At 68.9% G+C, this 18,645-nt stretch carries 12 protein-coding genes (1 of these 12 only partly in view); all 12 read left to right on the top strand.

All coding sequences use genetic code 11. The annotated features are described in order from the left end of the window. Window positions 1–3: 3 nt before the first annotated feature. The gene (gene rplP / locus AAFO60_RS06025) at window positions 4–420 is read left to right on the top strand and encodes a 50S ribosomal protein L16 (protein WP_006895643.1); all 417 of its coding nucleotides are present in this window, start codon (window positions 4–6) and stop codon (window positions 418–420) included. Then, window positions 420–653 carry a 50S ribosomal protein L29 gene (rpmC, locus tag AAFO60_RS06020; protein ID WP_347955263.1) on the top strand — a complete coding sequence of 78 codons (234 nt, stop codon included), beginning with the start codon at window positions 420–422 and terminating at the stop codon, window positions 651–653. The genes rplP and rpmC overlap by 1 nt, the downstream gene beginning before the upstream one ends. Next, window positions 650–931, top strand: a complete 282-nt coding sequence (gene rpsQ / locus AAFO60_RS06015) for a 30S ribosomal protein S17 (RefSeq protein ID WP_347955262.1) — start codon at window positions 650–652, stop codon at window positions 929–931. The genes rpmC and rpsQ overlap by 4 nt, the downstream gene beginning before the upstream one ends. Window positions 932–1,034: 103 nt before the next feature. Beyond that, window positions 1,035–2,222 carry an AAA family ATPase gene (locus AAFO60_RS06010; RefSeq protein ID WP_347955261.1) on the top strand — a complete coding sequence of 396 codons (1,188 nt, stop codon included), beginning with the start codon at window positions 1,035–1,037 and terminating at the stop codon, window positions 2,220–2,222. A gap of 53 nt (window positions 2,223–2,275) precedes the next feature. Then, window positions 2,276–2,887, top strand: a complete 612-nt coding sequence (locus AAFO60_RS06005; RefSeq protein WP_347955260.1) for a hypothetical protein — start codon at window positions 2,276–2,278, stop codon at window positions 2,885–2,887. A 510-nt stretch (window positions 2,888–3,397) separates the two neighbouring features. Beyond that, window positions 3,398–3,838, top strand: coding sequence for a hypothetical protein (locus AAFO60_RS06000; protein WP_347955259.1), 441 nt, complete (start codon window positions 3,398–3,400; stop codon window positions 3,836–3,838). Between the two features lie 185 nt (window positions 3,839–4,023). Next, entirely contained in the window at window positions 4,024–5,622 is a 1,599-nt protein-coding gene (locus tag AAFO60_RS05995) for an ATP-binding cassette domain-containing protein (RefSeq protein WP_347955258.1), read from the top strand. Beyond that, window positions 5,609–6,406, top strand: a complete 798-nt coding sequence (locus tag AAFO60_RS05990) for an ABC transporter permease (protein ID WP_424307318.1) — start codon at window positions 5,609–5,611, stop codon at window positions 6,404–6,406. Before AAFO60_RS05995 ends, AAFO60_RS05990 begins: the two co-directional genes overlap by 14 nt. A gap of 5 nt (window positions 6,407–6,411) precedes the next feature. Further along, complete coding sequence (locus AAFO60_RS05985; protein WP_424307324.1) at window positions 6,412–7,239, top strand: ABC transporter permease; 828 nt, start codon at window positions 6,412–6,414, stop codon at window positions 7,237–7,239. A gap of 184 nt (window positions 7,240–7,423) precedes the next feature. After that, window positions 7,424–7,849 (top strand): aspartate 1-decarboxylase, encoded by a 426-nt coding sequence (panD, locus tag AAFO60_RS05980; protein ID WP_347955256.1) that lies wholly within the window; start codon window positions 7,424–7,426, stop codon window positions 7,847–7,849. A gap of 407 nt (window positions 7,850–8,256) precedes the next feature. Beyond that, window positions 8,257–16,260, top strand: coding sequence for an amino acid adenylation domain-containing protein (locus AAFO60_RS05975; RefSeq protein ID WP_347955255.1), 8,004 nt, complete (start codon window positions 8,257–8,259; stop codon window positions 16,258–16,260). Next, on the top strand, window positions 16,253–18,645 hold the beginning of the coding sequence (locus AAFO60_RS05970; protein ID WP_347955254.1) for a non-ribosomal peptide synthase/polyketide synthase. It continues 21,835 nt past the right edge of the window; only the first 2,393 of its 24,228 coding nucleotides appear in the window; the start codon lies at window positions 16,253–16,255; the stop codon falls past the right edge of the window. Before AAFO60_RS05975 ends, AAFO60_RS05970 begins: the two co-directional genes overlap by 8 nt.

Genomic DNA, 18,645 nt, shown 5'->3' with positions numbered 1-18,645 from the left:
GCCATGTTGATCCCTCGCAGGGTCAAGCACCGCAAGCAGCACCACCCCAGCCTGAAGGGCCGGGCCAAGGGCGGAACCAAGGTCACCTTCGGTGACTACGGCATCCAGGCTCTGGAGGGTGCGTACATCACCAACCGACAGATCGAGTCGGCTCGTATCGCGATCAACCGCCACATCAAGCGTGGCGGCAAGGTCTGGATCAACATCTTCCCGGACCGCCCGATCACGAAGAAGCCCGCCGAGACCCGCATGGGTTCCGGTAAGGGCTCGCCCGAGTGGTGGGTGGCCCCGGTGAAGCCGGGCCGCGTGCTGTTCGAGATGAGCTACCCCAATGAGGAGACCGCTCGCGAGGCCCTGCGTCGCGCTCAGCACAAGCTCCCCATGAAGACCCGTATCGTGACCCGAGAGGAGCAGTTCTGATGGCACTCGGAGTTGCTGCCACTGAGCTCCGCGAGCTCAGCGACGCCGACCTGGTCGCGCGGCTCAAGGAGTCGAAGGAAGAGCTGTTCAACCTTCGTTTCCAGATGGCCACCGGTCAGCTCGACAACAACCGCCGTCTGCGGACCGTCCGCCGCGAGATCGCGCGCATCTACACGGTCATGCGTGAGCGCGAGCTGGGCCTGGCGTCCGGACCGGAGGGTGAAGACGCATGAGTGAGGACCAGAAGGTGAACACCGAAGATCGCGCCAGCCGCAAAGAGCGGATCGGCTACGTCGTCAGTGACAAGATGACCAAGACCATCACGGTCGAGCTGGAAGATCGTAAGAGCCACCCGCTCTACGGCAAGATCATCCGCACGACCAGCAAGGTCAAGGCGCACGATGAGGAGCAGATCGCCGGCGTCGGCGACCGCGTCCGCATCATGGAGACCCGACCGCTGTCGGCCACCAAGCGCTGGCGTCTGGTCGAGGTGCTGGAGAAGGCCAAGTAAGGTCCGCTCCACGCTTCACGCGACAGATTTAGACTGGCGAACCGCCCGTTCCCGGAGAGATCCGGGAACGGGCGGTTCGTTTTCGGTCGGTTAGCATGGGCGAATGAGCGCGTCATCGATTCCCCTGCGACGAGTCAAGGCTCGCAACTTCCGTTCGCTGACCGAGGTCGATGTCGAATTCGGGGCGTTCAATGTTCTCGTGGGACCGAACGGCTCGGGTAAGTCCAATCTGCTGAAAGTCCTTGAGTTCGTTCGCGATACTTCCCGTTTCGATATCAGGCAGGCAATTGACATCGCGGGCGGTTTTGACCGAGTGCTCAGTCATGCGCAGTCGGCGTCATCGGCGGTTGAACTGACTGTCGAGGGGAGGATCACTGCGCATTCGACCTCCAGGGCTCCGGACTCGTACCGATTGGTGCTCGAGGCATCAGACAGTGGTGCTCTGAAGAAGGAAGAGGTCTACCAGTTCAAACGTGTCCCCGGCCAGGGACGCCGATACAAGGTGACCGCACTGGACGACAACGTTGAGATTCAGATGCAGGATCGCAAGAACAGTCTTCGTCTCGCCTCCGAGAACGTCTCGGCACTGGGGGCGCTCGCTCGTGTCGACAGCGAAGACCTCGGGACCGGTCCCAGCGAGTTCTTTGCCTTCCTATCGAGTGTTCGCTACCTGGATCCGATCGTGAGGGAGGCGCGAAGGCCCAGTCGCATCTCCAACGCGACGCTCGACGATGACGCAACGAATCTGGCGTCAGCCTTGTATACGCTGTACCAGCGGTCGAACGACGCGTTCGAGGCGTTGATTCACGACTTGCGCAGGTGCCTGCCGGGACTGGAGACGTTGACTTTCGACCATGTCGGAGGCAGCCGCGATGCGCTCGTCGTACAGCTGATCGAGACGGGTCTGCGCGAACCCATCGATCTTGCTGACGCCTCGTTCGGTACGGTTCGTATCCTCGCGCTGCTCGTGGCGCTACATGAACCGAGTCCACCGGCGCTGACGATCATTGAAGAGGTGGACCACGGCCTGCACCCCTATGCGCTTGATGTGCTCGTCGATCGGATGCGAGAAGCCAGCACGCGTACGCAGATCATCGTCGCTTCGCATTCTCCGACCTTGGTGAACCGGCTCGCCGCTGACGAAATGATCGTGTGCGATCGGGACCCGGTGACCGGTGGTTCGGTGATCCCGTCCATCGCACCTGATGAGATCAGGGAACTGTTGGCGGGTGGCGGACGGAAACTCGGCGAACTGTGGTTCGCAGGCTCCCTCGGTGGAGTGCCGCAGTGAGCGGTCGGGCAAAGGACGGTCGAGGTACACCGGGAGCCAGACGCAGACCACCGGTGATTCTGGTGTTCGGCGAGGATTCGAATGACACGGAGTCGATCAAGGTACTGGTTCGGCATCTGTGCCCGAGAGCGCCCGGTGAGGTCGTTGTGGAAACGAGGCGAGAGCCGCCCTCCTTGACGAAGGGCGCCACCGACGCGAAGGTGCGGTCGTGGATGGATGAGATCGCAGACCTGGTCGAGAGGGAATCGAGGGCCAGAGTCGTCCACGCGGTGCTCGTCCATCAAGACTCGGATGGGCCGGATCCGTCAGGGAAGGTCGAACACCGACTCGCAGCGGAGCTCGCTGCGGCGATCCCCGGGCATGCCACGCACGCGGTGGTACCGGTTCAGATGACCGAGGCATGGTGGTTGGCGTTTCCAGATGCGGTGCGTGGTGTGAAGCCGACCGCGTGGCGGCAGGTGAAGTTTCCGCGGCAGGCCAACACCGAGACCATCGCTGAGCCGAAGCGGGAGCTGAAACGAATAACACGGGCCGCGAGTCCGAAGCAGGAGTACAGCGAAACCGACTCGGTCGCCATCGCTGAGCAGATTGTCACGAAGAAGCTCAGCCTGGACGTTGACAATCCCTCGTGGAACAGATTCGTCGCGGTCGCGTCGGCGCTCTGAGGAGGACTGCTGGTTCGTCGCTGTGATGAGGATTCCGTGCGATGGGTTCGGGGGTGGCGCTGTTGACAGGTCTCTGCGCGTCTCGCGACGAACATTCGAACGGCCCGTCCCCCATTCGGGGGGAATCGGGCCGTTCGGCGTTCCAGGACCCGGCGAATCGGTCTGGTGGTGCATTACGGTCGGACCCATGTCGAGGTCGTCGTCTGTTCTCACCCGCTGCTGCCTGCTCCTGATCGCCGCCCTGCTGTCCGCATCGCTCGCGGCTCCGGCGGCTCGGAGCGCCCCGGCCCCGCTGGGCACGACGCCGATCACCCCGTCGGCCGCGCAGTGCGGCAGGCAGACGAGCGTGGCGACCACCGCGGCGTGCGGTGCGGCGCTGCGCGACAAGTTCCTGCGGGCGCGCGGCCAGTCCGACGTGGTCCGACACACGGTGGTGACACCGCCCGGCTGGGGTGGGGCTGGTGGTCGCAGGCCGGACCGACGATCTGCGGTTACGCGGACTTCCCCGCAGTGCCCGGTCTGCCCGTGCTGGCGGTCGGCACGCATCACTGCGACCGGACCACGTTCGTCGTGGCCAATCGGGACCGGTACCTGTTCGCCGACGACCTCCGCGCGACGGTCGTGCTGATTCACGAATCGGGACATGGCGTGCAGGAGAAGGCCGGGGCCGACGTGGTGCTGCCGACCCTCCTCGGCGACGTCGCCACGCAGAAGCCGCTCGAGCAGTCGGCGGACTGCTGGGCCGGCGTCGGAATCGGCTACCTCATCGCCGAGGGCGACCTGCCCGCATCGGCGCGCGACGGTGCGCTGGCACTGATGAACGCGGTCGGCGACGGCGTCCCGGGCACGATGCACGGGACCGGAGCGGAGCGACAGGCGGCCTTCGAAGCCGGGCTCCGCGACGGCGTTCGAGCGTGCAACGCGCTCGCTGGTCGGCGCATGTTCGCCTGACCGACCCGGCTCGATGGGGAGCGGCGCCGGGGACTTCGCCCGATCGGCGGAAAGTGCCGGACACGTGCGGCCGGAGTGACGACTGAGAAACGATCTGCCGATTGGTGCCGATAAGCTAGTGGTTTCGGGTTCAAATTCGATCGGCGGAGCCCCGTCGCCGATCAGACCGCAGACGTTAGGAAGACATGCCGGACGCTGGCCACAGTCGAGACGATGCACCGACTTCGGGCGGTGGCGGGGAACGCCCACCGCTGGATCCCCTCCGCGACACCGTGCCGTGGGACATGGAACAGGACCCGGTTGCCGAGCAACTGCGAGCCTGGCGCAAGGAACTCGGTCCGGAGTCCGGACGGGGCGCAGCTACGCCCGGCCTGGTGGAACCGGCGGCGCAGGAGCGGCGGCCGAGCGCGGTGCAGACTCCCGATCGGCCGGCCCGATCCGACCGGCCCGAAGGCGAGCCGGAACGGTCGCGGCCCGCGCCCGACCATCGCGCGCGCTCGTCGGCGCGGACCCGCGAGGGCGGCCAGCAGTGGCGGGTGGACACCTCCTCGCCGCCGAGCGCCCCGTGGCCGTTGAACAGTCTCGTCCGCCGACGAGCCGAACCCGAACTGGTCGACGAACTGGAACCCCGCGCGCCCCAGCAGCTGCCCGCGGGCCGGCAGGCCGCGTGGGACGTGACCTCCGCGATGCCCGCGCAGCCAGCGGCGCCGGTGCGGCGCGTGCACCCGGCGGAGGAGGCGAATGCGGCGGCCCGGACGGTGGCCTTCCCGGCCCTCGACCTGGTCCCGATCGCCGACGACGACGCCGAGGTCGAGTACGCCATCGAGGTCCGGGGTCTGCGCAAGGTCTTCAAGGACATGGTGGCGGTCGACGGCGTCAGCTTCAAGGTGCCCAAGGGGCAGATCATCGCGCTGCTGGGACCCAACGGCGCGGGCAAGACGACGACGGTCAACATGCTCTGCACCCTGCTGCGACCCGACGGCGGTTCGGCGACGGTCAACGGTCACGACGTCGTCGACGACGCGGCGGGCGTGCGGCGCTCGATCATGCTGACCGGGCAGTTCGCGGCGCTCGACGAAGCGCTCACCGGCCGGGAGAACCTCGTCCTGTTCGGCCGGCTGCTGGGGTTGAGCAAGTCGGCGGCCAAGGCGCGCGCGACTGAGCTGCTCGAGACGTTCTCGCTGGTCGGCGCCGCAGACAAGAAGGTGGGGCAGTACTCGGGCGGCATGCGCCGACGCATCGACATCGCCTGCGGTCTGGTGACCGAGCCGTCGGTGGTGTTCCTCGACGAGCCGACCACCGGTCTGGACCCGCGCAGCCGGCAGGAGGTGTGGACCCTGGTGGAGCAGCTCCGGCAGGACGGCGTCACCGTGCTGCTCACCACCCAGTACCTGGAGGAGGCCGACATGCTCTCGGACCGCATCGTGGTGATCGACCACGGTCGGGTCATCGCCGAGGGCACCTCCGACGAGCTGAAGGCGGCGACCGGCGCCGCCTACTGTGAGATCACGCCCGCCCATCCGGCCTACATTCCGCGGCTCATCGGCAAGCTCGCCGACCTGTTCGGCCCGAGCGGGGCCGAGATGGACGAGGACCGCGGCACCGTCGCGGTGCCCGCGCCGAACGGGCCCGAGACGCTGGCCGAGGTGATCCGCCGGACCGAGGCCGCGCAGATCCCGCTCTCCGACATCGCGCTGCGCCGCCCGTCGCTCGACGAGGTCTTCCTGTCGTTGACCGGGACGCCGCGCGTCCACGACGAAGAGGACGACGATGACGACCAGTGAATCGCGCCGCACCGCGATGCCTGCGCCGCACGTGTGGGGGCAGCTCGCGGCGCTCAACGGGCGCGGTCTGCGCCATGTGATCCGCAACGGTGAACTGATCGTCGCGTTCATCTCGCCGGTCTTCGTCGCAGTCTGCTTCTACGTTCCGCTCCGACGGGTCATGGACCTGTATCCGGGCATGGACTACGGACAGTTCCTGATGCCGATCATCATTCTTCAATCGGTGGGGTTCGCGGCCTCGTCGGCGGCGATGAAGTCGTCGTTCGACGGGGTCAAGGGGATCCACACCAGATTCCGGGTGCTGCCGATGCCCTCGTGGGTGCCGATGGCGTCGCGTCTGGTGACCGATGCCGCGCTGCTGGTGGTCTCGCTGCTGTGCGCCGTGGTGGCGTGCCTGCTCATCGGCTGGCGACCGGCGAACGGCGCCTTCGGGGTGGTGCTCGTCTTCGTGATCGCCGGCATCATCGGATTCGTCCTGGCGATGGTCGCCGACGGGCTCGGTCTGGTCGCGGGCAGCCCGCAGGCCACCAGCCAGGCGATGAGCCTGCCGACGTTGATCCTCGGCATGCTCTCGACCGGTTTCGTCCCCGAGGAGCGATTCCCGGAGTGGATCCGGCCGTTCGCGCGCAATCAGCCGGTCTCGCAGTTCGTCGAGGTGATCCGGGCGGCCGATCAGGGGCGCCTGACCTGGCAGATCGCGATGCCCTCGGTGTTCTGGGTGATCGGCCTGTTCGTCCTCGCCCTGGTGTTCCTCGGCGTCTACAAGCGGAGGACGGGCGCGTGACCACCATCGAACCCGTGAAGAACTACCGGTTCCCGACGGCGCACCCGCGCCCGGAGGGGTCCCTCGCCGCCTGGTTCAGCCAGGCCGGGATTCTGGCGGGCAGGCAGCTGCTCGTCGTCGTCCGCGACGTGCCGACCCTGCTGCAGTCGCTGATCGTCCCCGGGCTGTCGATGATCATGTTCAAGGTCGTCCTGGGCGATGCGGTCGGGTCGGCGACCGGAATGAACAGCGCCTACGGCACCGTGCCGCTGGTGATCATCATCGGCGCGATGTTCGGCTCCATCGCGTCGGCGGCGCGGCTCAACATCGAGCGGATGTCGGGCCTGCTGAGCCGCATCTACGTGCTGCCGATCAATCGCGGCGCCGATCTGACGTCGCGGGTGATCTCCGAGCTCGCGCGCATTCTGGTGACCACGCTGCTGCTGCTCGCCGCCGGTCATCTGATCGGCTTCCGGTTCACGCAGGGGATCGGACCCGCGATCGGGATCGTGGCGGTAGCGCTGGCCTACGGCGCGGCCTTCGCGGTGCTGACCCTGGCCGCGGCGGTCAACGTCGCCCCGGGCGCGCCGTTGGTGCCCGTCATCTCGCTCCTGTCGACACTGATGATGTTCTTCAACTCCGGATTCTCTCCGGTCGACATGTACCCCGGCTGGCTGCAGCCGATCGTCGCGAATCAGCCGATGACGCCGGCGATCGAGGTCATGAGGGCCTTCGCTTCGGGCGGACCGGTCGCCGAGAATCTGATCAAGGTGAGCATCTGGGTGGTCGTGATCATCGCCTTGTCCACGTATCCGGCACTGCGCGGTTACCGGAAGGCGGCGACCGGACGCTGACGTTCCGCGGGGCGAAAAGGCATCGTTCGGACGCTTTCCCATGCGGTCATTCGGATGAATCTGGCAAGTGACTGACCAGTACAGTCGCTGGTCCGAGGGGTTGACCGCGACGGCGTCTGTTGTAACGGATTGGGGGATGCGGGACGATGTACAAGGTCAGAACGCAGATCGAAAGGATTTCAATATGCTGCGAACAATGATGACATCGAAGATCCACCGTGCCAAGGTCACGCAAGCGGACCTGCACTACGTGGGCTCGGTGACCATCGACGAGGATCTCCTCGACGCGGCGGATCTGCTCGAGGGCGAGCAGGTCACCATCGTCGACATCGACAATGGATCGCGCCTCGAGACCTATGTGATCGCGGGCGAGCGGGGTACCGGTGTCATCGGAATCAACGGTGCGGCCGCACATCTGGTGCACCCCGGCGACCTCGTGATCATCATCGGTTACGGGATGCTCAACGAGGCCGAACTGAAGGCGTACTCGCCGCACGTGGTCTTCGTCGACGAGAACAACAAGGTGCTCACCGAGGGCACCGATCCGGCCGACGTGCCGGTGGGCAGCGGCCTCAAGGATCCGCGAGTGGTCGAACTGGTCAACGCCTGACCGACGCCGCGCCGTCAGGCGGGAACCGGCATCTCCGGCCGCAGGTCGAATGCGGGCGATGCGGACATGCCGGATGGCTGTCGGTCCCATCGCCGATGGCCCCGATGGCAGATGACATAGTCTGGTGGGAGATGTGACGGCCACGAGTCCGATGGGGGTGAACTTCAGATCTGGACCCATAGATCGAATGTCGTGAAGGTGAAGGCGGCACGCTGATGTGTATCGGTGGTCCGATTCGGTGACCGCCCGACATTGCGACAGGACTGTCGGAGGCGACGCGTAAAGTCTGCGAGGCACCGGGCGCCGCGAGTGGGCGCTGCGCCGGGCCGATCGTGGTTCGTCGGAGTACAGGTGGGTTCAATGGTCGAGTGACCGTTGAGCGATCTTGAGTGAGAGAGGTTGACTCGATGGATGGGGTGACGTTGTCGGCGGAGTCCGACGCCTCCCTGGAACTGCTGCCCCTGACGCCGGCCCAGCGGGGGATGTGGTTCGCCGAGACCCTCTCGCCCGACTACTCGGTGAACATCGCGCAGTACCTGGATCTGCGGCACGCGCCCGGTGGCCTCGACATCGATCTGCTCGTCGAGTGCTGCGAAGCCGTCGGCAAGGCCATTGAATCGCCTTATGTCCGCCTTGTCGAGGTGGACGGTGTGCCGATGCAGTACGTCGACGTCGACTACGACCAGCACGTCGACGTCTACGACTTCCGCGGTCACGACGACCCCTTCGCCGCGGCGACCGAGTGGATGCAGGCCGACTACCGCCGTCCGGTCGACCTCCTGAACGACCAACTGATCGTCGTCGCCATGCTGCGGATCACCGACGAGCGCACGCTCTGGTACACCCGCTGCCACCACATCATGCTCGACGGCTACGCCGCGCTGGCGGTCTCCCGCCGCGTGGTGAACCGGTACAACGCCGCGCGCCGCGGCGAGGAACTGGTCGAGAAGGCGCCCCTGTCGATGTCGGGGATCATCGCCTACGAGGAGGCGTACCAGACCAGCAGCCGCCGCGAGACCGACCGCGCGCACTGGCTCGAACGCGTGGGGGCGCTCCCCGAACGCGTCACCCTCTCGCACGTTCCGACGACCGCACCGGTCGTCCTGGACAACCTCGTCACCAGCAGCAAGCTCGACACCGATCTGCAGGAGCGGATCGAGGCCACCGCGCGCACCTGCAATTCGTCGATGGCGGTCCTGCTGTCGGCGGCCTTCGCCGCCTTCCTCGGCCGCATGAGCGGGACCGACGACGTGGTCCTGAGCCTGCCGGTGACCGGCCGGTCCACCGCCGCGATCAAGCGCTCGGGCGGCATGGTCTCGAACATCCTGCCGATCCGTGTCACCGAGGTGCTCGACCGGACCGTGCGCGAGCTCATCGACGCCACCCAGCTCGAACTCACCGGGGCGCTGCGCTACCAGCGGTACCGCTCCGACGACATCAAGCGCGACGCGGGTCTGGACGGCAGCACCTACGGTTTCGGTCCGCGGATCAACATGGTCTTCTTCGACGAGCCGATCAGCCTCGACGGCGTCGGCGCCGAATACCGCATCCTGACCTCGGGAATGCTGGAAGACCTGCTGGTCAACCTGTACCAGGCCAGCCCGGAAGAGCCGCTGGTGCTCGACCTGCACGGCAACCCGCACCTGTACACGCAGGCGGAGATCGACGAACACCATCGCCGGTTCCTGCACTTCGTCGACGCCTTCATCGGGCGACTCGATGCAGCGGTGGCCGATGTCGCGCTGCTGCTGCCCGGTGAGTCGGCCAAGCTGATCGCGCTGGAGGCCGGACCGCGCACCGAGCCGGCCCGCGACGGACTGCTCGACCCCTTCCTGCGCCAGGTGAGTGCGCACCCGGATCGGATCGCCGTCGCCGACGACGACCGCGAGTGGACGTACGCGGAGTTCGACCGACTCCGACGGACCCTCGCCGCAGAATTGGCGAAGGCCGGAGTGCGGCGCGACGACAAGGTCGTCATCGAACTCGACCGCGGCATCGAGCAGGTCGTCGCGATCTACGCGACGCTGACCCTCGGGGCCGCCTACGTGCCGCTCGACCCGAGCGCGCCCGCCGGACGCCGCAGCGCCGTGGTGGCGGCCGCGAAGCCGGCGCTGGTGGTCACCACCGAGTATCTGGCGTCGGTGTCCTTCGACGCCGTGCCGCGTGCTGACGCGCCGTCGGTGCCGACCGAACGCGGTCACAGCGCGTACATCATCTTCACCTCCGGATCGACCGGTGTCCCCAAGGGCGTCGAGGTCTCGGTGTCCGCCGTCGCGAACCGGCTGGCCTGGATGCAGCGCGACTATCCGGCGAGCGCCGCAGACATCGTCATGTACAAGACCCCGTTCACCTTCGACGTCTCGGTGTGGGAGCTGTTCTGGCCGCTGCAGGTCGGGTGCCGGATGGTCATCGCTCAGGCGGGTGGACATCGGGATCCGGCCTATCTGCGCGCGTTGATCGATCACCGCGAGATCACCACGGTGCACTTCGTCCCGTCGATGCTCGACGTCTTCGTCGACGCGGCGGTGCCCGGAAGCCCGGTGATGCCCGCCTCGGTCCGGCACGTGTTCACCTCCGGCGAGGGCCTGCCCGCACCGCTGGCGCAGCGGGTCACCGCCGAATCCGATGCCCAGCTGGTCAACCTGTACGGCCCGACCGAAGCCGCCGTCGAGGTGACCGCGTACGACGTGCGCGGGGACGAGCCGGTGATCCCGATCGGCCGACCGGTCCCGAACACCACCACCTACGTGCTCGACTCGCGACTGCGCCGAGTGCCCGTCGGCGTCGCCGGCGAGCTCTACCTGGCCGGTGTGCAGTTGGCCGACGGCTACGTGGGGCAGGAGGCGCTGACCGCGGAGCGGTTCGTCGCCGACCCCTTCGACACCGGCGCCCGGGCCTACCGCACCGGCGACCTGGTCCGGTGGAACGCCGACGGCGACATCGAGTACCTGGGGCGCACCGACTTCCAGGTGAAGATCCGCGGGCAGCGGATCGAGCTCGGCGAGATCGAGGCCGCCCTGCTGGCCGAGGGCAGCGCCGACAGCGTCGCCGTCGTCGTCCGTCACGACACCGGCTCGCCCGCGATCGTCGCCTACATCCGGACGACCGCGACCGAGTCGACCGCCGAAGCCCTCGCCGAACGACTGCAGCGCTGGTGCGTGCGGCAGCTGCCGCGCTACATGGTGCCCGCGGCCTTCGTGGTCCTCGAATCGTTCCCGGTGAACTCCGCAGGCAAGCTCGACCGGTCGGCGCTGCCCGCACCGGTGTACGCCTCCACCGACGTCGTCGAGCACGTCCCCGCCACGAGCGAGACCGAGAAGACCCTCGTGCGGATCCTCCACGACCTCGTCGAGGTGGAGCAGATCGGCATGCGCGACAACATCTTCGCGCTCGGTGCCGACTCGCTGACCGCGGCGCGACTGGCCTCGCGCCTGCGCAACGAGTGCGGCGTCGACGTCCGGCTCACCGACATCTTCGAGAGCGGCGACGTCGCCGAACTCGCGGCCCGCGTCAGCGACGCGCCGGCCAGCGGCGATCGCCTCCCGCTGCGACCCGTGCCCCGGCCCGACCCGATCCCGGTCGCGTACGCGCAGACCCGGCTGTGGTTCATCAACCGGCTCGACCCCGAGTCGCCCGCGTACAACATGCCGGGCGCCGTGCGGCTCGGCGACCAGGTGAACCTCGACGCCCTGCGCGCCGCGGTCCTCGACCTGGTGGCCCGCCACGAGGTGCTGCGCACCCGTCTCCCTGCGGTCGACGGCGAACCCACGCAGGAGATCCTTCCGCTCGCGGACGTCGCCGACGACTTCGCGCTGCCGGTGCGCGAGGTCGCGACCGACGACCTGTCGGCCGCGATCCTCGGCGCGGTGTCCGGCGGCTTCGACCTGATCTCGCAGATCCCGTTCCGGGTGACGCTGCTGCGGGCCGACGCCGAGTACGTCCTCGTCGTGGTGCTCCATCACGTCGCAGGCGACGGCGCGTCGTTGCGCCCGCTGATCGCCGATCTGTTGGCCGCCTACGGCGCCCGGTCGACCGGGCAGGAGCCCGCGTGGACTCCGCTCCCGGTCCAGTACGCCGACTACGCGCTCTGGCAGCGCGAGATGCTCGGTGAGGCCGACGATCCCGAGTCGCGGCTGCGGACCGAGCTCGACTTCTGGCAGGGCGAGCTGGCCGGCATGGCCGAGATCCTCGAACTGCCCGCCGACCGACCCCGGCCCAAGTCGCCCTCGGGTGCCGGCGCCTACGTCGACGCGACCATCCCGGAGGCGACCGCGGCCCGCGTGCGGACCGCCGCGGCCCGGCTGGGCGTCACCACCTTCACGATCCTGCACACCGCGCTGGCGACGGTGCTCGGCCGGTTGGCCGACATCGACGACGTGGCGGTCGGCACCGCGGTCGCCGGCCGTGACGAGGCGGCGACCGCCGACCTGGTCGGCATGTTCGTCAACACGGTGGTGCTGCGCACGGCGCTCTCGCCCGCGCAGAGCGCCGCCGACGCGGTGATCGCCGCCCATCGCACCCGCACCCGTGCGCTCGCGCACTCGCAGGTGCCCTTCGAGGAGGTCGTCGACGCGGTCGCCCCGCACCGCTCCCGCACCATCAGCCCGCTGTTCCAGGTCACCCTGACCCTGCAGAACGACATCGAGGCGGCCGCCGACATCCGCGCGGCGGGCGGCGACCTGCTCGACGCCCGGCCCCCGGTGGCCAAGGTCGACCTCGCGGTGGCCGTCACCGATCGCGCTCACACCGAGGGCGGCATGGCCGTGGAACTGTGCTACGCCACCGACCTGTACGACGAGCACCGGATCGCCGCGCTCGCCGCGCAGTTCCGCGCGGTCGTCGAAGGCATCGTCACCCATCCCGACGCGCCGATCGGCCGGATCGACCTGGTCGACGCCGAGCGCCTCGCCGCACTCGCGGCGCCGATCGAGCCGCCGGCCACCCCGGGCACGCTCCGCGCACTGATCGAGGCGGGCGCGGCGAAGGTGGCGCCCCTCGCGCCGGCGATCGTCGGCAACGGCACCCTGACCCACCGGCTGCTCGCCTCGCGGACCAATCAGCTCGCCCGCGAACTGATCGCCCGCGGGATCGGCGCAGGCGACGCGGTCGCCGTCAGCATTCCCCGCTCCCACCACTCGGTGGTCGCGATGATCGCCGTCGCCAAGACGGGTGCGGCCTTCGTGATGATCGATCCGCGGCATCCGGCCGAGCGGCGGGCCGAACTCATCGCCGACGCGGGAGCGACCATCGGCCTGACCTCGACCGCGGTCACGGACCCGGCGGCGGGCCCGGACTGGATCGTCGTCGACGGTGAGGCCGACGAACTGCAGTTGGCCGGGCACAGCGGACGCGCCGTCACCGACGACGAACTGGTGCGCCCGGTGCGGCCGGACAACGCCGCCTACATCCTGTTCACATCCGGTTCCACCGGAAAGCCGAAGGGTGCGGTGGTCAGCAACCGGGCCATCACGAACGTCGCGGTCAACACCGTCGCGAAGTACGAGATGGACACCTCCTCGTGCATGCTGCACGTCGGCGCCCCCAGCTTCGACGGCGCGATGGGCGAGTTGGTGCCCGCATGGCTGGCCGGTGCCCGCATCGCGGTCGCCGACTTCGACACCTTCGCCGGCCGCGACCTGGAGCGCTTCATCGCCAAGCACGGCGCGACGCACGCCAACTTCACGCCGGCCGCCGCCGCGACCCTCGACCCGGTCGAGATCCCGACCTTCACCCACGTCGCCTGCGGCGGCGAGGCGCTGCCGCCGGAGATGGTCAACCGCTGGGCGGCGCTCGGCGACCGACAGATGTACAACATCTACGGCCCCACCGAGGCCGCCGTCTGGGTGACCTGCGACGGTCCGTTCCGGGTCGGCGACGAGGTCACCATCGGGTCGGCGGGCGAGGGCGTGGGCGCGCTGGTCCTGGACCGCGGGCTGCGCCCGGTGCCCGACGGCGTGATGGGCGAGCTGTACGTGTACGGCGATCAGGTCGGCCTGGGCTACCTCGATCGGCTCGGACTGACCGCCGCCCACTACGTGGCCAATCCCTTCGGCGACGGCATCCGGATGTACCGGACGGGCGACCGCGTCACCCGCCTGGCCGACGGCCGGTTCACCTATCACGGCCGCAGCGACTTCCAGCTCAAGATCCGCGGTCAGCGCATCGAACCGGGCGAGCTCGACGGCGAACTGCTCGGTCACCCGGACGTCACCAACGCCATCAGCCTGGGCGTGCCCGGGCCGTCGGGCGACACCGTGCTCGCCTCGTACGTCACACTCACGGCCGGCAGCACGCTGACCAGTGACGATCTGATCGACTACGTGGCGGGCCGGCTGCCGACCTTCCTGGTGCCGCGCGCCTTGATGATCGTCGACGAGTTCGCGTGGACGCCGATCGGCAAGATCGACCGCAAGCGACTGCCTGCGATCGACTTCGCGTCCTCCACCGTGTTCGAGGCACCGCGCACCCAGCTCGAGTCGGTCGTCGCCGACATCTTCGGGCAGGTGCTCGGCCTGGACCGGGTGAGCGTCAACGACGACTTCTTCGACCTCGGCGGCAACTCGCTGTCCGCGACGAAGGTGACGGCGCGGCTCGGCGCGGCACTGGACTGCGAGGTGCCCGTCGCGACGCTGTTCGAGGCACCGACCGTCGCCGCACTGGGTGAGCGGGCCGTGGAACTGATGGGCGGGCGCCCGGCGGTCCCGCTGGGACCGCGCACCCGGGCCGAGGTGGTTCCGGTGTCGGGCGTGCAGCGCGGCATGTGGTTGATCAACCGCGCCGATCCGCACTCGCCGGCCTACAACATCGCCCTGGCCTTGAGCCTGGCCGGCGAGTTGGACGTGGCCGCACTCACCGCGGCGGTCGGCGATCTGATCGCCCGCCACGAGTCGCTGCGCACCAGCTATCCGATGATCAACGCCGAGCCGTCGCAGTTCATCAGCAGCCCCGAAGCGGTCCTCGACCGGATCGATCTGACCCCGGTCGACGTCGTCGGCTCGCTCGACTCCGCGATCCGCGGAGTCACCGGAATCGGCTTCGACGTGACCCTGGCGCCGCCCGTGCGGCTGGCGCTGCTGCGGGTGGCCCCCGCCGAGCACGTGATCGTGCTGGTGATCCATCACATCAGCGCCGACGGCGCGTCGATGTCGCCGATGGCGCGGGATCTGATGATGGCCTACACCGCGCGCAGCAACGGCGCCGAACCCGCGTGGCGACCGCTGCGTGTCCAGTACGCCGACTTCGCCCTGTGGCAGGGGGAGCGGCTCGCCGCGGTCGACGCCGACGGCGTCACCGTCCGCAGGCGTCAGCTCGACTACTGGCGTCGCAGGCTCGCGGGCGCGCCGGAGGTCCTGGCCCTGCCGACCGATCGGCCCCGACCGCCGGTGCCGAGCTTCGTCGGCGGCGTGGTGCCCTTCGAGATCCCCGTCGACCTGGTGCGCAGCCTCGAGTCGGTGGCGCACCGGCACAACACCACGCTGTTCATGGTCACCCAGGCCGCGTACGCGATCCTGCTGGCGCGGCTGTCGGGCAGCACCGACGTCGTGGTCGGCACCCCGTACGGCGGTCGCGGCGACGCCGCGCTCGACGACGTGATCGGCATGTTCGTCAACACCCTCGCACTGCGGACGATCGTCGATCCGGGGGAGCGGTTCGACGCCCTCCTGTCCCGCGTGCGGGCCGACGACCTGGCCGACATGTCGAACGCCGACGTCGCCTTCGACGAGGTGACCGCCGAACTCGGCGTCTCGCGCACCGCCGCGGTGAACCCGGTGTTCCAGGCGATGTTCTGGTTCCAGAATCTGGAGTTCCCGGCGGTCTCGCTGGGCGGGCTCGACATCGCGCCGGTGTCCGAGGAGCTCGCCGCCGCGAAGGTCGACTTCCAGCTGACGCTGTTCCCGAACGATCCCGCCGACCTGACGCACGCGGACGCACCCCGTCCCATGCGCGGCGAGATCATGTACGCCACCGACCTGTTCGACCCGGGCACGATCGAGAAGCACGCCCAGCGCTATGTGAGCATTCTCGAGCAGATCACCGCCGACCCGGAGATCGTCGTCGGCGATCTGTCGATCTCGACCGCCACCGACCGGATGGTGGCCGAGGTGCCCGCGACGGCGTCGTTGCCGGAACTGGTGACCGCGGCCGCCGCGGCGGCACCCGAAGGAACGGCCCTGGCGCACGACGGCGCGGTGGTCACCTTCACCGGCCTGTCGACGATGACGACCGCGATGGCGGCGGCGCTGCCGGACATGGATTCGGCACTGGTGACCGCGCTGATGAGTCTGGCGCCGACGCTGGCCTCGGCCGGCCCGGAGGCGCTGGGCACAGCACTCGAATCGATTCGGGCGAATGCAACGAGCCTGATCGGCAGTAATTTCAACAAGATGACGGGGCAAGATACTGGTGTCTGATCTGAAAACGTTGGCTGCGGCTTTCTCTCGCGTGTGGGGGGCCGACCCGGCCACCGTCGATCTGATCGCCTTCGCTTCCGCCGCACGACCGGATCTCACCGCCTTCGAGACCGCAGCAGGACCGGTCACCTTCGCGACCCTGGGCACCCAGGTGGCCGCCACCTCGGCCGTCTTCGCCGCCCAGGGCCTGGACCCCGACGCCGCCGTCGGCGCCGCAGTCACCCCCGCGGTGGCCGCGGGCCTGGCGCCCGAGCAGATCGCCTCCGCCACCGCCGAGGCCATCGCCACCCTCCGGGCTGCTGCACTGACCGCTGCGCAGAGCGCCGACCTCGGCTCGCTGCCCGGCCTGTTCCGCTCCAGTGCTCGCCGCTTCCCCGACCGCATCGCCCTCGTCGACATGGCGGGCGTCGAGCTGACCTATGCCGAGCTCGACGAGCGTTCCGACGCGCTGGCCGCCGGTCTGATCGCCGCGGGCGCCGGACCGGAGGAACTCGTCGGCGTCGGCCTGCCCCGAGACGCCGACCTGATCATCGCGCTGTTGGCCGTCACCAAGTCGGGCGCGGCGTACCTGCCGCTGGACCAGACGCACCCGGTGGAGCGGCTGGCCTCGATCGTCGACGACGCGCGGCCGGTGCTCGCCCTGACCGACGCGCAGACCGCGATCGAATGGGCCGAGCTCGACGTCGAGCTGTTGACCGTCGAGCAGGCCGCCGCCCGCGGGACCGCGCAGACGCGCGCGGCCATCCCCGAGGTGGTCCATCCGCTGCACCCGGCGTACGTCATGTACACCTCGGGTTCGACGGGCAAGCCGAAGGGCGTCATCGTCACCCACGCCGACGCGGTGACCCTGCTGTCGGCGATGGGACGCGAATACGACTACTCGCCCGACGACGTGTGGACGATGTTCCAGTCGTACGCCTTCGACGTGTCCGTCGGCGAGATCTGGGTGGCCTTCGCATTCGGCGGCCGCCTCGTCGTGCTCGACTACCTCACCACCCGCACCCCGGGACGGTTCGTCGAGGTGATGGCCGAGCAGTCGGTCACCATCGTCAACCTCACCCCGTCGGCCTTCTACCAGCTGGCCGGTGCCGTCCGCGAACCCGCCCCCGGGGTGATGCCGCAGTCGGTGCGCTCGATGATCTTCGTCGGCGAGGCCCTCGACTTCGAGCAGGTGCGCCGCTGGTTCGTCGACCGTCGCCGCTACGACGGCAACGACGGGCCCGAACTCAACAACATGTACGGGCCGACCGAGGCCACCGTCTACATGACCCGGCGGATCCTGACGCCGGAGTTCGTCGAGGCCACCACCGCCAGCGACGTCGGCATGGCGTTGACCGGCTCCCGGATGTACGTCCTCGACTCGCGGCTGGCGAAGGTGCCCGACGGCGTGCCCGGCGACCTGTACCTCGCCGGTGAGCAGTTGGCCCGCGGCTACGCCGGCCGCTTCACGCTGAACGCGACGCGGTTCGTCGCCGATCCGTACGGCGGGCCGGGCGAGCGCATGTACCAGTCCGGCGACGTCGCGATCTTCCGCAACGGCAGCCTGGAGTTCCTGGGCCGCGCCGACGACCAGGTGAAGCTGCGCGGCTATCGCATCGAACTCGGTGAAGTGGAGGCCGGGCTGCTGGCCGCCGACGGCGTCAACGCCGCGGCCGCCGCGATCAAGAGCCGGCCCGGCTTCCCGGACCAGCTCGTCGGCTACGTGGTCGGCGCGCGCGCCGACGGCAGCGACCTCGACCCCGCGCAGATCCGGCAGACCGCCGCCACCAAGGTGCCGGACTACATGGTCCCGGACATCATCATGCTGATGGATCAGCTGCCGCTGAACGTCAACGGCAAGCTCGACCGCAAGGCGCTGCCGCAGCCGGTCATCACCGCGACCGCTGAGTTCGTGGCGCCGCAGACGCGCACCGAGACGGTGATCGCCGAGATCTTCGCCGAGGTCCTCGGCCTCGACGAGATCAGCGTCGTCGAGTCGGTCTTCGACGTCGGCGGCAACTCGCTGCTGGCCGCTCGGATCGTGGGTCGCGCCTGCGATGAACTCGGCGTGGAGCTGAACCTGCGCGACCTGTTCGAGGCGCCGACGGTACGGACCTTCGCCGAGCGGGCCGCCACCGTCGACGAGGGCCTGCCGCCGATCACCGCGGCCGACCCCCGCCCGGCGTCGGTGCCGCTGTCGTTCGCCCAGCAGCGGATGTGGTTCATCAACCAGTTCGACCCGAGCGAAGCCACCTACAACCTGCCCGCGCTGCTCAAGCTGACCGGCGACGTCGACGTCGCCGCCCTCCGCGCGGCCGTCCAGGACGCGGTGGTGCGGCACGAGGTCCTGCGCACCACCTTCCCGTCCGTCGACGGTGGGCCTGTGCAGCTGGTCTCACCCGCCGC

This window comes from Gordonia aichiensis (genome assembly GCF_039946255.1).
Lineage (GTDB): Bacteria > Actinomycetota > Actinomycetes > Mycobacteriales > Mycobacteriaceae > Gordonia > Gordonia aichiensis_A.
The sequence above is the reverse complement of the archived record's forward strand: the minus strand, read 5'-3'. Positions and strand labels throughout refer to the sequence as shown.